Consider the following 16190-nt stretch of genomic DNA (forward strand, 5'->3'; position numbering starts at 1 on the left):
TCTGATCCTTTTGAGTGTAGAGGATGGGAGAAGGCGTATCAGTAAAGCCCGGTGGCGACACCGGGCTTTTGTTGACCCTCATCCGGGTCGTTTAACGTTTCACATGAATCTCAACTTTGGCAACATTGGAGTATAAGCCGTCTTTATCTTTAATTTGATAAGTAAAGCTGACGCTCTTCTTACTCATTGGACGATAAGAGATCCGACCATCACCATAGTTGGTTAGGACGCCGTCAAAGCGATCCGGCTGGCTGATAATTTTCACGGATGAATAATCCAGATTGGCATAACCTTTCTCATCATTATCCATCACGTTGATCATCGCTTCACCCGGGTATTTCACCTCAACATAGTCGTCGTGGGCTTTCGGCTCTTCTGGGTTTTCGACCAGGAAGCCTTTCACCGGCGGCAGATTTTCGGCTTTACGACCGTGGCGACCAACGCTTGGAATTTCTTCCCATTGAACCAGTGCCTTACCGGTGCCATCATCAACTACGCTGTGCTCGTCACCGACATGACCGACCGGAATAAACAGCTGAGGATGGTCAAATGGTGCTTGTTCCCAGCGAACCCGCTCGTCTGTTAGCGACTTGAGGTAAGCAACAAGCGCATGTTTATCCTCGTCATTGAGGTTGACAGGTCCCAGGTTGAAGGCGAGGTTGGTGTTTTGACCATTATGACCACTACTATCACCACCAAACGGATTGTTTGGATTGGTTAGACGACGGTTACCGCCACGGCTATAGAAGTCGACGACTTGCTCCAGGGTCGACAGGCTGCCGTTGTGCATGTACGGACCGGTCAGCTCAATGTTATGCAACAGTGGCACTTTAAAGGCGCCATCCACCGCATCCCGTGGAATGTTTTGATCTTCGATCAAAGCCATATCCGGTCCGTCACCGGCCATCGCCTGGCGGGTAAATGACAGCGGGGCGCCGAATGGTGAAGTCCCACCTAAACCCATATCATCTTCTGTTGGCCGCACCCCGATATTGAAGAAGCCGGTATCAGCCGTGGCCAGTTCAAATGGCGGTTGTTGTCCTGGACGGAATGGCCCGACGAACAGGAAGTTACCCAGCACATTTTTCTCATCGCCATTTAAGCTCAGGGTCGCCGAGCTGAGCGCATTCCCTGCATGACAGCCGCTACAGCCGCCGTTGGTATTGAACACTTGCTTACCGCGTTGTTCGAGCTCCGTCATTTTCGTCTCATCATCGCCGCGGGTGTTGCCGAGCGAAACCAGAGTACTTTCATACATTTGGATTGCCAGGCCCCAAATCAGCGGAAAGTTTTGCTCAATCTGGGTATAGCCGTCTTTGTCGCGATGTGGCGCCATCCAGTATTTGTCATGGAACGCCAGGCGGATCAGTGTGCGGTAGTCGGTCCGCAGGCCCGGTGCCGGGTAGGCACTGAGGGAGCCGAGCGAACTGTCACTTGGGTGAACTTTCTGCAGCCCGAGCGGTGGCAAGCGTAATAGCTTGCGTCCCATAGTTTTGAACGCCTTGCCACGGCAGGTCATCTCAAAGTCACTGCCCGGAGGCCCGACTGCCTGAGAAGCAAGACTGGAGTTGATCAAACGGGTTTTCTCAGGGGTCATCTTACCGTGTCGCATGTCATAGGCCATGACATACGCGTCCTTGTTATGATCCCCGAATGGGTCAACCCCGTTGAAGACGTTGTTGGCCCGGCCATCCCAGAAATTTCGGAAGTTATAGACAGCGTTGATTACTGTTGGGGTATTACGCGGCTCAACCCGGCGGGTATTGAGGCCGTTGACATGGAAAATATCCTGAATATTTTCACAGGTCTCTTTGCCGTCTTCGAACTGGGAGCGGTAATTCGTCCCGTTCAGGCCGACAAATTGCGCCAGGGAAACTCCCTGAGATGAAATTACATCATCCGTCTCATAGTCGACGGCAGAATCACGGTCTGTATCGTCGACCAGTCGATACAGCGGGAAGTCATCCTGCGTCAGGGTATAGTTGGGGCCAGGTTTGCCACCGGAAGGCAGAAGTTGGAAGTCTTTATAGCCGAATTGTTCCTTCATACTCGGGTCGGTATGAAGCACGCTCGGGCTGATTTGGTTCTTGGCTCTGTTATCGGCCCCAGCGGCGAAGTGACAACTGGCACAGCTTTGCCCCTGGCTACCCGCCTGCATATCCCAGAAAAAAGCCTTGCCCAGTTTAATGGCTGCATCTTTGTCTTTAATGTATTTCTCAATACCCGGTACTTCGGGCAGGTTGTTCGGTAGATATTGGCTAGGTTTCTCAGGTGATGCCGCCACCGCCTGTTGGATGGATGCTGCTAGCAGTCCGGTTACTGCGATAAATACGCCTAGCCGGGCGTGTTTTCGCACATTATTATTTTTCATTATTTGCTCCTGAATTCCCCAAGGGGTTGCTTAAAGTGCTTATATAGTTCTTTGTGTGCATTTTGCTATTTAATGATGATATGAAAAATACAATGTGGCTTTATTAAAGTTGGGAATTTCATCAGGAGGGTAAATAAAAATTTATTGTTCAATGTTAATCACGTGAAGATGGTGGAATATAAGCAATTGTGTAAAAACAAGTGGTTGTAAAGTTGTTGGATATTTTAGTGTTAATATTTAAGTCAAATTAGTATAAATAAGATGATGTGTTATAAATAAGATGATAAATAAAAATTGATGATTTAAATGTTAAACTGGTACAAAATTGAGAAATAAAAAAGCCCGACTAATTAGGTCGGGCTTTTATTCTCTTGGGACTCACTCACAAGAGGTAGTACTTTGGTTTATGCGTTGGCCAGCTTCTGCTCCAGCGCTTTGGCATCGACAGGCTTGGTGATGAAGGTCAGTACGACGGCAACGGCCATCATCACTGCACAAATGGTATAGGCTAAGGCATACGTCCCTGTCGTATCAACCGCAACCGCCGCGACCACCGGGCCAATGAAGCCACTGATACCCCAAGCGGTGTACAGCACGCCGTAGTTGGCACCGTAGTTTTTCAGACCATAGTAGTCTGCGGTAATTGACGGGAAGACCGCCAGTAGTGTGCCGTAGCCGACGCCTGCCAGGGCTGCACCGATCATCAGGGTGAAGTCAGACTGGAAGCTGGCGAACATCGCCATGTTGATCCCCTGCATGATAAACGCCAGCATCAGGGTTTTCACGCCGCCGATTTTATCAGACAGCATACCTGCTGCGATACGGCCACCGGCGTTGAAGATCGACAGGATCACCACCAGGTATGCAGCTTCGGTAATGTTGGCTTGCGCAGCCGCGATGGAAGTGATGTTACCAATCACCATCAGGCCCGCAGAAGAAGCCAGGGCAAACATCAGCCATAGTGAGTAGAATTGCGGTGTTTTCAGCATACTGCGCCAGTTAATATCAACCGGTTTGGTGGCCGTTTTGTGTTGCCCACCGGCTGGTGCCTGCGGCTGGTAATCTGCCGGTGGGTTGGTGATGGTGCAAGCCAGCGGCAGTGCGATCAGCAGCACAGCAACGCCCAGGATCAGGAAACTGGTGTTAATACCAAAACTGGTGATCATCGAAGATGTCAGCGGTGCCAGATAAACGGCAGCCAGGCCAAAGCCTGCGGCGATCAGACCGTTAACCAGACCTTTTTTCGATGGGTGGAACCATTTCATGGCTGAAGGTGCCAGACATGCATAACCGAAACCAATACCACAGCCGGTCAGCAGGCCAAAGGTCAGGATCAGCAGGATTGGCGAGGTTGCAAAGCTGGAGATGATCATCCCGATCCCAACCATGGTGGTACCCAGGATGAGAATACGGCGTGGGCCCATACGGTCTTGCAGTACACCGGCAACCAGAAGTGATAGGGAGAAAGCAATAACAGCTACGGTGTAAGGCATGGATGCATCTGCATTTGACCAACCCAGATCAACGACCAGCGCCTGCTTAAAGACACTCCACGCATACAAGATACCCATACACAGGTTAATGCAGAAACCGGCAAGCAGGATCTGCATCGCTCTATCAAATTTTTTCATGTTCTCTATCACCACGACAGTTGCAGCCAAGTGCTGCGCCAAAGGCATAATATTTTAGAAATAATCAACAAAAGTTGTATTTTCTGAAAAGGAGCGCGGATTCTATCAACATTTGTTGAATAGAAAACAGATTGAAATATTTTGTTACAAATGTAATGCAGGAGAGGGGCGACCCGTCTCCTTGCCAGCCGGGCAGGAGACGGGATTGGAGACGTTTATCCGGTGATGACCGGAGCGGTTTTTGATTGAATGGCTGCGCTTGCTGCCCGAATGTTGATGCTGCTATCGGATCAGTTGGTCAGGATGCCGTAGATCTTGTCCTTCAGTTGTACGCGTTCCAGTTTCAATTGCGTGAAGTAAGTGTCTTCGGTCGGAATATTGTTACCTTCCAGCCCTCGTATGGTGTGGTCAAGTTGATGGTATCTATCTGAGAGTGCTTTGAAATTTTCGTCAACCATTTTGAGGTGTTTGATTTTGCTTTCCAGCTCTGGGAACTCAATATTGAGTGCGTGACTTTCACCTAACATCTTCAATACTCCGTACGTTGGTCAATATAGCCCTGCTTTCTCTCGTTGCTGTTATGGCGCCCTAAACTGTAAATCAGCAGCTTAGAATCATTATAAAATGGCGCACCCGAAACCGATTAGAGCATAATCATTCGAGTTGATTGCTGCGTTATGTCAATTTTTGATGTGGTTTTGTATTAAGGATAGAACGAAATTCCGTCGTTGAAGCTGGCGAAATCAAAAAAAAGGCCGCGTGACAAGGTCACACGGCCTGTTGTTGGCAAGGCTCGGGAGAAACGAGCTTAGCGAATAAAGCTGATGTAGGTTTGCAGAACCACCAGGTTTGCGATGTCGATAAAGAAGGCACCGACAATCGGAACGACCATGAACGCCTGTGGCGACGGGCCGTTGCGTGACACCAGCGAGCCCATGTTCATGACTGCCGTTGGCGTCGCCCCCATGCCAAATCCGCAGTGGCCTCCAGAGATAATGGCGGCATCGTAACTCTTACCCATCAGGCGGAAGGTGACGAAATAAGCAAAGACTGCCAGGGTCACGGTCTGGACCGAGAGAATGACCAGCATTGGCAAGGCCAGATCAAACAATTCCCACAGCTGAAGACTCATCAATGCCATCGCCAAAAACAGTGACAATGAGATGGTACCCAGTGCATCGACGGTCTCTTTGTTGACTTTGTAAACACGGGTTGTTTCACACACGTTGGTGATCAGGACCCCGATAAACAAGGCATAGACAAAGTCCGGTATGCGGAGCCAGCTGATCCCAAAGCTATCGACGACTGTTTTCACGTGCGCAGCACCGGCAACACAGATCAGCAGAATGAACAGGATCTCCACGGTATTTTTCGCCGTGATTCGATCTTCCTCATGGTCGCTGTAGGTCACCAGATCCGGGTGTTCAATGTGATGGTTCTCACCTTCGCCGTACTCGGATTTCAACTGGTATTTGTGGATCAGGCGCTGAGCGACCGGTCCGCCGATAATCCCGCCCATGACCAGACCAAATGTCGCCGCGGCCATCGACAGCTCCAACGTGTGAAGGTCGAAGTCATTGGCGAAGGTTTGCGACCAGGCTGCCCCGGTGCCGTGCCCGCCGGACAGCGTGATGGAGCCTGCAACCAGACCAATTAGCGGGTCCAGGCCCAGCAGACTGCTGAGCGAGACGCCAACCGCATTTTGGATGACGATATACAGTGTCGCCACGGCCAGGAACAGAAAAACGCGGGAGCCGCCTTTCACCAGGAGTTTAAAACTGGCAGCCAACCCGACTGTCGCAAAGAACATTTGCATCAAGGTATCTTTTAACGTGAGTTTAAAAGTGACATCGATACCTTGCTGGTGGAGCAATGCAATGATCGCAGCAACAATGAGGCCGCCGACAATCGGTTCGGGAATATTATACTTTCTTAGAACCTTAATTTTGCTATTAATAAAGTAACCAAGAAAAAGCACGATCATCGCGATGAGCATGGATTCCAGCTCGTTGATCTGAATAGTTGAGTTCATGATTATATCTTTTCATACTTCTTTTGGTGCTAGATTCTACTGCTTAAAGTCCCTTCTGCCTATATTGCTTTTATTTTACAGCTGGTGTAGGCAAATGTTTTGATATATTAGGGAAATGTAGGATTTCAGCTCCACTTATTAACATGGTTTATCTATTTTGTTATTTCTTTGCGTGAGGGCGAACGGGGAAAATTTCATAGAATCTGTAGGTGAATGATGGTCCTATGATCGGGGGAAATGACGATCTCTATCGGGGTGTCGATTTATATTTATTTAAAATCAATGGTTTATGAGTTGGTCTTAAGGTGCGCTTAGCACTGGTTTCAGTGCTGATTATCCGAGAATCAGCTCAGATGAGTGTAATGAAGTTGTTGTATTGATGAATGATTTTTATTGTTATCATTACTAGAGTTAATCGTCTTGATTTGAGAGGGGTTGGGGCGGATCCAGATTAATTATGACGAATATAACTGAAATATTAGTTAAACACTATGGTTGTGGTGTCTTTATTTTGCTCGGTTTGATTTTATTTTAGTCGCGTTTGTTTGGCGAATGCCCGCTGATTTCTGGTTTATAGCTTACCCGGGAAAGATATCTTTGATTAATAATTCATCTTTTTGAGTGTGTTTTGATCATTTCTGGGCGGGTTTTAAATTTATCCGGAAATTACAGATGCCTGCATCCGGACCGAGAAGGCATGGGATACAGGCACAGTGGTCGTGTCGATCAGAAGAAGTACAGCCTTAGCTGGTGCGCTTTTTCAACTTGAGCGATTTTCTCAGTTGCTGGATGTAATCGACTCGGGCCGGATTCACGGGTTTGGCCTCAACTTTTAGCTGCTCTGCCGCTTGTGCTTCCTGAGCGGTGACGCAGCGTCCGTTGATGCGAAGATGCAGTGTTTTGGTTTCAATCGCGGCTTGCTCTGCCGCCTCTTCTTGCGCTTTGGCAATGGCTTCTCGGGCAACACTTTGGTTGGTGGGTGCGATGGTCGGTTGCCGGGGATCGAAACGGGTTTTTGTTGTTGTTTTGTGCGCCTGTTGGTCCCGTTGCCGGATAAAATCATCTAAATAATCGCTAAAGCTCATAGGGTCACCATCACCTGTTTACTGGGGCGATCTGATTATATACCCAAACCTTCCCCGCTGAACATCGCATCTTTGTTGCGGCATTAATCTTCACCTGAGCCTTGGACGTTGGACTAAAATGCTTTTTCGGTCACGTGCAGCGGGTGCGGCGCATGGAGATACAGCCGGACAAACTCAGCTATCGGCACCGGGTGGCCAAAATAAAAGCCCTGGAATTCTTCGACGCCAAGGCTGGCCAGGAACTGCGCTTGCGCCATCGTCTCGACCCCCTCAGCAACCACCGACATCCCCAGGTTATGCGCCAACTCGACAATGGAGCGGGTGATTGTGATGTTATCCTTGTTCCAGGGGAGATCTTTGACAAACTCGCGGTCGACTTTCAGGATATGGACCGGGAAGCGGCTCAGATAGGCCAGGGAAGAGTACCCGGTCCCAAAGTCGTCAATCGCGATCTTCACGCCTAACCCTTCCAGCTGCCGGAGTTTGTCCAGCGCTGTGGTGACATCTGTCATAATCACGCTTTCGGTTATTTCCAGCTCCAGATGGCGCGGATCACAGCCGGTCTCCTCAATGGCTTGGCGCACGGTTTCGACCAGATTGGAGTTCAGCAACTGGCGCGCAGAAATGTTCAGGGCAAAATTTAACGGATATTGTTGTTGCTGCCATTGCTTTAACTGTCGGCAGGCGGCCATGATCTGGTGTTCGCCGACTTCGATGATCATGCCGGAATGTTCGAGAATGGGGATAATTTCGTAAGGTGGCTGAATGCGGCCCTCGGCATCTTTCCAGCGCAGTAAAGCTTCGATACCGCATATCTGTCGGGTTGCCGTGTTCACTTTGGGCTGGTAGTACAGTTCATATTGTTCGGTGCCGATAGTTTTGCGCAGTTCGGACTCCAATCGCATCATTTTGATACTTTCCGCCCCCATTTGCGGGGTGAAAAAGCAGAACTGGTTTCTGCTGCCGTCTTTAGCCCGATACAGGGCAATATCGGCATTCTTGAACAGGGTGTCGACATCATCGCAGTCATCCGGGAACAGGCTACCGCCCATACTGGCTGAAATGAATAGTTCTTTGCTGTCAATACAGAGCGGCTCATTAGTCCGCCGGATGAGGCGGTTCGCCATACTGACCAGATTGTCGGGTTCGACACCGTGTTTGACGACAATGGCAAACTCATCCCCATCCAGTCGGGCCAGGATGTCGCCGGCCCGCAAGGTGTGTTGGATGCGCTGGGCAACGGCGAGCAACACTTTATCACCGACGTCATGGCCCAAAGAATCATTCACTTGCTTGAAGTGGTCCAGATCCATCGTCATCAGGGCAAATCGGCTGCCAGTTGAGCGACTGTCCTGAACGGTTTGCTCCAAGAGTTGTTGCAGCATCATACGGTTGGGCAGTTCGGTCAGCAGATCATAGTGCGCCAGTTTGTGCAGTTTGCTTTCAAACAGGACCCGTTCCGTGATGTCCTTGCCGGTAGAGATATAGTGGCTGATCCTCCCACGACTGTTGCGGATGGGGGAGATGGTTTTCTCCTCATAAAGGACCGAGTCGTCAGCCTGGGTTCGGGTCACCACCCGGCGGACGGTCTGGCCTTCTTTCAGTTGCGCCTGAAGTTCTCGAACGTTTGCATCTTCTCCCAGTGTACGCTTGAGTAAACTGGTCGACTGAGAGCCGAGAATATCTTTGGACTTAATGCCAGTGAACTTCTCGAAGGCCCGGTTCACATATTCAATGATGCCGCGATGGTTGGTGATCACAATGGAGTCATTACTCTGCTCCAGCGCCCGCGACATACTTTTCAGTTTTTCTTCCCGGTTGATCCAGTAGGTGACATCCCGGAAATTAAGCAGTAATTCACTGCTGGTGCTGTAAGTGGTTTCCGTTGCGGTACATTCGATGTGCCGATCTCTCAGATCATTAAATTTCAGCCGAGCCTTGACCTGCTTTGGTGAGGGGTTGGCTTGGTTTTCATGGGCTTGAACGACAAGTCGCGAGATGGCCTCACGGTTCTTGTGACCGTGGATCAGAGAAAGCAAGGGTTTACCAACGGCCTTGTGGGGTTGAATGTTCAAAATGGCCCCGGCCGATTTGTTGATCGTATTGATGATGAGATCCTGACTGACACTGACGAGCCCGTCCGGCACATTCCTGAGCACCGTCTTATATTTCAGAACTGTGTCCTCGATCTCCAGCTTGAGCTGTTTCTCATCCCGCAACATCCGGTAATAGTGCCTGGCCAGCAGAATACTGCCGGCAAGCAGGCACATGCTCAAAAAGGAAAAGAGCAATAGCTTTACAATCCCTTCCCGCGACATGGTCAGTGCCCAGGTCCCGGCTGTGAGGTTCACTCGGGAAATAATGGTCCATGGCAGATCGGCGCCGTGGATTGGGCCGGTGAAGGATAAATTGGTCGTTCGCAGTTCAGAAAAGTTATGGGTATAGGTATAGAGATAATCTCCCTGGGTGACTTGACCGTTGGGATGGCTGGCAATTGCCTGCCAGAGTTCGGGGTAGACTTCGGAGAACTCCGGCACCGTTTTTTCTTGATCTGGGAACATGAATTGCCAGCTGCTTTCCTGGTTGGGCCCGATCAGCCATTCTCCACGATTATTCACCAGCCAGTTCTCATTATGATTCCAGTTATGGTGATTTTTGATTTGGTTCAGATAGTTGTCACCCAGGTAATTGAGCACAACGAGCCAGCTTTTGTTGCCGAGCTTGAAGTGACTGATAAAACGCAAAGTCGGAATCATGGGTGTTTCAATCTGTCCGTGTTCTGTATTGAGGTCAAACTGTGAGATATAGACGGAGCCGGGTGGTACGCTCAGAGACTCCTGGACATAGGGGCGCTGCCCTTTGTCTTGCAGCTCACCAGCTGCGGCCAAGCTGGGAATGCCATCGGTAATATCGACGCGAACCTGTTCAAGGCCATGGTCATCGATCAACCGGATTTGATCGTAATAGGGACGCGTGTTTGCCATGCGAATGAAGGTGTCAGACAGTGTCTGGACTTGCTCGGTGGTCAGCTGCTCGCTTGAGACGACTTCCGTTACTTTTTCAGTCAGATAGCGCAGATCATCGATCACCGGCGCAAAATGCAGCTCAGTCAGTTTCACGGTCGAGAGATGGAAGTTTTGCTCGTTTTCGCGAATGCGTGATTCCAGTTGTTGGATATCTTCATTGTAGACATACCAGGCAACAAGGACCGTGAGGGTCAGTAACGGAAAGAGCAGTACGACAAATCGTAAAATAGCTTGTCTCATAGGCCATCCATGACATCAAACTTCCAATCCAGCTGGGTATATTGTAGTACTGAAACAGCATGTATATGTGTTTATTTTTACGTTCTTTGATGCCAGACAAGTAAGACAAAAGCCAGTCGCGATGGACTGGCTGATGAAAGCGGAGTGAAATTGGCGGTTTAGGTACGGCTGTGTTCGAAGGCGAGCGCTTGCCGTTCCACCTGGCGGAAAATCAGCGTCAGGATGGCGTTGATCGTTAAGTAAAACAGGCCGGCAACACTGAATACGACCAGGGTGTCGTAGGTTTGGGCATTGATCCGCTGGGCATATCCCATGATATCCATAATCGTGATAGTACTGGCCAGGGAAGTGCCTTTAAATACCAGGATCACTTCGTTGGAGTATGCCGGGATGGCCCGGCGGACAGCATAGGGTAGCAGCACCCCGAGAGTTGCCCGGTGATCCATACCCAATGCGCGGCAAGCCTGCCATTGTCCGGATGGAATCCCATTAAAAGCACCATGAAACAGTTGCGTGCTGTAGGCTGCGGTATTGAGCGACAAAGCCAACATCGCGCAGAACCACGGCTGGCTGAGCCAATACCAAAACACACTGTTGCGGATCCATTCAAACTGACCCGGACCGTAATAGATCAGGAAAATCTGGACCAGCAGCGGGGTGCCGGTAAACAGGGTGATCAGGCCGCGGCTGACTGCGTTAAGGACCGGAAGTTTGAGGATCAGCGTCACGGTCATCAGTAGTGCCAGCAGACAACCCAGGATCAGCGACGCAGCAGTCAGCTCCAGGCTGGTCCACAGACCTTCGGCCAGTTGCCAGAGATGCTGTTGATTCATAGCGAGGCTCCTTGCGGTTGTCCCAGACCACGTGCATTGAATTGTTTATCCAGGCGTTTGACGACCCGCTGGGTCAACAGGGTGATCACCAGATAAATCGCAGCAGCACTGGCATACCAGGTAAAACTGTCATGGGTCGCCGCAGCAGTTAACTGCGCTTGTTTCAGCAGGTCGGTGACCCCGATAAGCGATACCAATGCGGTATCTTTCAGGAGCACCAGCCATTGGTTCGTGAGCCCCGGCAGTGCATGGCGAGCCGCCTGAGGCAGAATAATGCGCACGAAGGTGCGTCCTCTCCCCAGTCCCAATGCGCTGGCGGCTTCCCGCTGGCCATTGGGCACCGCTTTCAAAGCGCCGCGCAGCGTTTGCGCCGCATACGCGGCGAAGATCAGCGATAGCGCAACCACACCGGAAATGAACGGACTGATATCGATATAATCGCCGGTGATCAGAAACAGAACTTGGGTGGAGCCGAAGAAAATGAATAGCACGACCAACAACTCCGGCAGGCCGCGCAGAATCGTGACCAGCACTGTGGTTGGCCAGGCTATCCAGCGGGAGCGGGACATTTCCCCCCCGGCAAAGAGTACGGCCAGCACCAGTCCCAGCAATAAGCTGGCAAAAGCCAGCTGCAATGTCAGCCAGCCTGCTTCTGCCAGAGTCGATAAATAACCAGACAAGACCATCTTACTTACCGAAGTATTTATCGTAGATCACTTGGTATTCGCCACTGGCTTTCACGGTTTTCAGCGCCGTATTGAGCTGATCAACCAGCGCTTGGTTCTTTTTGTTGACCGCGATGCCAAAGCCGTTGCCGAAATATTGCGCATTGGTGACCGAATTGCCGACGTAGGTCAGTTTGTCGTTCTTCTCGAACCACTCGGCAACCACGGCAGTATCGCCGAAGATCGCGTCAATCCGGCCGTTTTGCATGTCAATAAAGGCATCCTGATAGCTGGCATACGGGACGGCAGTCACACCGGCCATTTGCTCGCTCAGATAGCTTTGGTGCGTCGAACCATTCTGAACCCCGACCCGTTTACCTTTCAGTGCATCCTGACTGGCAACATGGCCGCTCAGTGCAACGAACGCTGCGGCGTTCTCATAGTAAGCGTCGGTGAAGCTGACTTGCTGCAGGCGTTGCTCGGTAATATCGATCCCGGAAATCGCTGCGTCGTAGCGACGGAATTTCAGGGCTGGGATCAGGCTGTCAAAAGGCTGGTTGTGAAAACTACATTTGGCTTGGATCTCTTTACACAAGGCATTGGCCAAATCGACGTCAAACCCCTGAATTTGGTTATTTTCATCAATATATTCAAACGGGGCGTAGGTCGCCTCCATGGCAAACTTGATTTCTTCTTGCGCGGCAGCGTGAGCGGAAGCCAGACCGATCAGGGAAGCAAGTAGGATTTTTTTCATGTGCATTACTCCATGTAACTGACTATCCGGCACTGCTGGGTCCAATTGGTGAGCAGCAGCGACGGTAAACTGTTGATAAATTAATGGGTTAAATATTCAGCAAACGCTGCGGTGGTCGGGTTGACGAAAGCGTCTTTGGTCCCGTGTTCAACAATACGGCCTTGTTCGAGATACAGAACATGGCTGGCAATCTTGCGGGCAAAATCGACCTCATGGGTGACGACCACCTGGGTGATCCCGGTATCACTGAGCCCGTTGATAATTTTGACCACCTGGTTGGTGATCTCCGGATCCAGTGCCGCTGTCGGTTCGTCGAATAACAGCACTTCCGGTTTCATCATTAAAGCTCTCGCGATAGCGACCCGTTGTTGCTGTCCGCCGGAAAGATGCAGGGGCCAGGCATCCGCCTTATCAGCCAGTTGCAAGGTCGCCAGGATCGCTTTGGCCTCTTCTACAGCGGCCGCTTTGGTCATGCCGGCGACTTTTACCGGAGCTTCGATCAGGTTTTCCAGCACGGTCAAATGGGGCCACAGATTGTATTGCTGGAACACCATGCCGACTTTCCGTCTCAGGGTCAGGCCGTTCTTCTCAGCAATCGGTGCCTTGAAATCAAATCGCTGTCCGGCGATCTCCAACTCGCCGCTCCCGGCTGTTTCGAGCAGGTTCAAAATGCGCAGCAGTGAGCTCTTTCCGGCACCGCTGGGTCCGAGCAAAACCAGAGTTTCCCCTTGCTGGCAGGTGAAGCTGACGTCATGTAAGACCTGCGTTTGGCCGTAGAATTTATTAAGACTGCTGACTTGAATACCCATGCTGACTTTCTGCATTAAACTTCGCTTGGCGTTTATATTACCCAGAGCGGTATCTTATGCAAGAAAAATGTATAAATAATCCGATACGTTGCATTATTGTTTGTAAAATGTACTGCTTACGGGTTTATTCTCTGGTTAAACCAGTGGTTTAGGCGTGGGATTGTTACAGTTTTAAGCCAGGAGAGTGATGGCAGAATTTCCGGGGTGAGATTTTAGTCAGGTTGCCGTGTAAAAGAAAGGCTGCCGGATGGCAGCCTTGTATGCGAAAAGGGTTATGTGATTCGTAAAGGAATCAGCGGATCGCTTGCTCTGCCAGGGCGGCGGATTGCAGCCCCTGGCGACGCGATTGAACAACCAGCGCATAACCGGTTAAGGCGATAAAGCCTGTCGCGAACATGGCGATGGTCACCGTGTACAGGCCATAGCCCGAGAAAGCCGAGACCAGGCCACTGGCCGCAAAACAGACTGTTGTTTGCAGGAAGTTCAGCAAACCGGCAGCAGTGGCACTACAGTTTTTAAAATCTTCCAGCGCCTTGCTGATCACAATCGGATAAATTGCGCCGTTGGCGACAGCCAGCAGACAGAATGGACCCAGGATCGGCCAGATGGTTGTCGGCTCGGTGTTGAGTGCAATCAGCAGCATCGCCGTCACACTGCCAACAAACAGTTTCAGGATCCATGGCAGGACACGCTGACCGTCAAATTTATTGAGTAGTGCCCGGCAGCCATAACCGCCAACAATGAAGGCCACGGTTTGCGGGGCGTAGCTCAGGCCGATATCGGCACCGGAGTAGCCCATCGCAGACATCACGAATGGTGACCCGGTCAGGTAGGCAAAGAAAGCTGCAGAACAGGCCGCAAAGATGAGCATATTTCCGACGAACTTTTTTGAACTTAGAATTTGGCGATAGTCCCGCTGAAGCTGAGTGAGGACTTTCTCCTGTTTTTTATCCATTTTGGCGCTTTCAGGTTCTTTTAGCGTCATCATGGCCAGAATAACCCCAAAGGCAACCAGAGCAACGAAAATGCTGCGCCAGCCGAACTGATCCTCCAGCATCGCACCAGCTAATGGTGCCAAGGCCGGAGACAAGGCCACCAAAGGCATAATGGTCGCGAAGACGCGCTCTGAGACTTTGCCTTCATAGCGGTCAACCACCACGGCCTGCCAGATGACTGTGGCACTACAGGCGCCAAGGGCCTGAGCAAAACGGGCTATTAACAGGACTTCAATATTGGGTGCAAATGCACACAGCAATGAAGCCAGACTGAACAGGACCATACCGCCCATCAGGACTTTAATCCGGCCAATTCGGTCAGACAGCGGGCCGTAGACCAGCTGGCCCAGCGCCATACCCAGCAGGAAAATACTGAGAGATAAGCCGATCAACGACTGAGAAGTGTTGAATTCAGTTTGCATGGTGGCAAAAGCCGGCAGATACATATCTGTGGCCAGAAAGCCCAGCATACTGAGAAATGCAAACCAGAGGAGTGTGATTTTTGAAGGTTGGGTGTTCATAAAAGTGGCTTTATCAATTTCAATTTTCGCTAGTTTAAGTCTGGCTGTCCGTGGTGTGAAACGGTAAAATTTCAACACTTATTTCAAAAAATTTGATGTGATATGTTTTCGTACAATGAACTGCAAGTCATTGATGTGGTTGCCCGCCGGGGAAGTTTCTCCGCAGCTGCTGAAGAACTGCACAAAGTCCCCAGTGCGATCAGCTATACCGTCCGCCATGTTGAGGAGCGGCTGGCGGTTGCGTTGTTCGTCCGGCTGCATCGTCAGGTTCAGCTGACCCCGGCCGGAAATTATTTCGTCGAAGAAGCCCGCCAGCTCATCAAGCAGATGGAGCAGGTGAAGCTGCAAACCCAGCGGGTGGCTAACGGTTGGTCACAGAATGTGTCGGTGGCGTTGGATACTGTGGTGCGGGAAAGCCGGGTGAATACCCTGGTCCGGGACTTTTATCAGCATTTTCCGGATGTCGAGCTGCATTTGTCGATGGAAGTGTTCAACGGGGTCTGGGATGCCCTGGCAGATGGCCGGGCCGATTTGGTCATTGGCGCGACAGCTGCGGTGCCGGTGAGCGGGACATTCGATTATCGGGATATGGGCACGCTGGGATGGACGTTCGTGGTCGCCCCGGATCATCCGCTGGCAATTGCAGAGACACCGCTGGCGCCGGAAGCGTTGGCAAACTATCCGGCGATTTGCCTGGAAGATACCGCCCGGGTGCTGCCCAAACGGGTCACCTGGCTGATGGATAACCAGCGTCGGATCATGGTACCGAACTGGCACAGTGCAATGCAGTGTCTGAAGGCTGGATTGGGGATCACTGTGGTGCCGGAGCACATGGCCAGGCCCAGAATTGCGGCCGGTGAGCTGGTGGAAAAGCAACTGGCCAATCACCCGCCGGTGAGTCCTTGTTGCCTGGCCTGGAATAAGGAACGGTTAAACCCGGCGCTGAGCTGGCTGTTGGATTATCTTGGCGACAGCGAGCAATTGCACCGGGAGTGGATGCGTTAGTCCGTGGACTGATCGGACGCACCTGCTTCGGCGGCCGGTACGACGGTATCGGTTTGATTATCCGTCGCTTCTGCGTCCATTTTGGCCCGTTCAGCCTTGGAAATATAACGGGGCTTATTGCTCCGGTGCAGTTTGGCGTTTTGTTTCTTCTGTCTCTTCTTCAGGGCTTCGTTAATTTTTTTCTTACGATTCATGGTGCTTCTGCTGGTCAACTAATACGATT

At 51.0% G+C, this 16190-nt stretch carries 13 protein-coding genes; 1 reads left to right on the top strand and 12 read right to left on the bottom strand.

The window, feature by feature from the left end:
• Positions 1 to 91: 91 nt before the first annotated feature.
• From NH461_RS06895 to punC, 11 genes are all read right to left on the bottom strand, one after another.
• On the bottom strand, positions 92 to 2371 hold the full coding sequence (locus tag NH461_RS06895) for a cytochrome-c peroxidase (RefSeq protein WP_261602497.1): 2280 nt from the start codon (positions 2369 to 2371) through the stop codon (positions 92 to 94).
• Between the two features lie 404 nt (positions 2372 to 2775).
• On the bottom strand, positions 2776 to 4002 hold the full coding sequence (locus NH461_RS06900) for an OFA family MFS transporter (RefSeq protein ID WP_261602498.1): 1227 nt from the start codon (positions 4000 to 4002) through the stop codon (positions 2776 to 2778).
• A gap of 290 nt (positions 4003 to 4292) precedes the next feature.
• Positions 4293 to 4529 carry a YdcH family protein gene (locus NH461_RS06905; protein ID WP_261602499.1) on the bottom strand — a complete coding sequence of 79 codons (237 nt, stop codon included), beginning with the start codon at positions 4527 to 4529 and terminating at the stop codon, positions 4293 to 4295.
• 281 nt (positions 4530 to 4810) lie between these two features.
• Positions 4811 to 6034, bottom strand: coding sequence for a sodium/glutamate symporter (gene gltS / locus NH461_RS06910; protein WP_261602500.1), 1224 nt, complete (start codon positions 6032 to 6034; stop codon positions 4811 to 4813).
• A gap of 743 nt (positions 6035 to 6777) precedes the next feature.
• Positions 6778 to 7119 carry a hypothetical protein gene (locus tag NH461_RS06915; RefSeq protein WP_261602501.1) on the bottom strand — a complete coding sequence of 114 codons (342 nt, stop codon included), beginning with the start codon at positions 7117 to 7119 and terminating at the stop codon, positions 6778 to 6780.
• A 113-nt stretch (positions 7120 to 7232) separates the two neighbouring features.
• Entirely contained in the window at positions 7233 to 10385 is a 3153-nt protein-coding gene (locus NH461_RS06920; protein WP_261602502.1) for a bifunctional diguanylate cyclase/phosphodiesterase, read from the bottom strand.
• A gap of 158 nt (positions 10386 to 10543) precedes the next feature.
• Entirely contained in the window at positions 10544 to 11218 is a 675-nt protein-coding gene (artM, locus tag NH461_RS06925) for an arginine ABC transporter permease ArtM (protein ID WP_261602503.1), read from the bottom strand.
• Positions 11215 to 11904: an arginine ABC transporter permease ArtQ gene (artQ, locus tag NH461_RS06930; RefSeq protein ID WP_261602504.1), complete on the bottom strand. Its 690-nt coding sequence runs from the start codon at positions 11902 to 11904 to the stop codon at positions 11215 to 11217. Before artQ ends, artM begins: the two co-directional genes overlap by 4 nt.
• A gap of 1 nt (position 11905) precedes the next feature.
• On the bottom strand, positions 11906 to 12637 hold the full coding sequence (locus NH461_RS06935; RefSeq protein ID WP_261602505.1) for an arginine ABC transporter substrate-binding protein: 732 nt from the start codon (positions 12635 to 12637) through the stop codon (positions 11906 to 11908).
• A gap of 80 nt (positions 12638 to 12717) precedes the next feature.
• Positions 12718 to 13446 carry an arginine ABC transporter ATP-binding protein ArtP gene (artP, locus tag NH461_RS06940; protein WP_261602506.1) on the bottom strand — a complete coding sequence of 243 codons (729 nt, stop codon included), beginning with the start codon at positions 13444 to 13446 and terminating at the stop codon, positions 12718 to 12720.
• A gap of 292 nt (positions 13447 to 13738) precedes the next feature.
• A complete protein-coding gene (gene punC, locus NH461_RS06945) occupies positions 13739 to 14962 on the bottom strand; it encodes a purine nucleoside transporter PunC (protein ID WP_261602507.1) in 1224 nt (407 codons plus the stop codon).
• 102 nt (positions 14963 to 15064) lie between these two features.
• Between punC and punR the strand changes: the two genes are divergently transcribed.
• On the top strand, positions 15065 to 15967 hold the full coding sequence (gene punR, locus NH461_RS06950; protein ID WP_261602508.1) for a DNA-binding transcriptional activator PunR: 903 nt from the start codon (positions 15065 to 15067) through the stop codon (positions 15965 to 15967).
• On the opposite strand, the gene NH461_RS06955 is transcribed toward punR, so the two are convergent.
• The gene (locus NH461_RS06955) at positions 15964 to 16161 is read right to left on the bottom strand and encodes a DUF2986 domain-containing protein (protein ID WP_261602509.1); all 198 of its coding nucleotides are present in this window, start codon (positions 16159 to 16161) and stop codon (positions 15964 to 15966) included. The genes punR and NH461_RS06955 overlap by 4 nt on opposite strands.
• Between the last annotated feature and the right edge of the window lie 29 nt (positions 16162 to 16190).

This window comes from Photobacterium sp. TY1-4 (assembly GCF_025398175.1).
Classification (GTDB): Bacteria; Pseudomonadota; Gammaproteobacteria; order Enterobacterales; family Vibrionaceae; genus Photobacterium.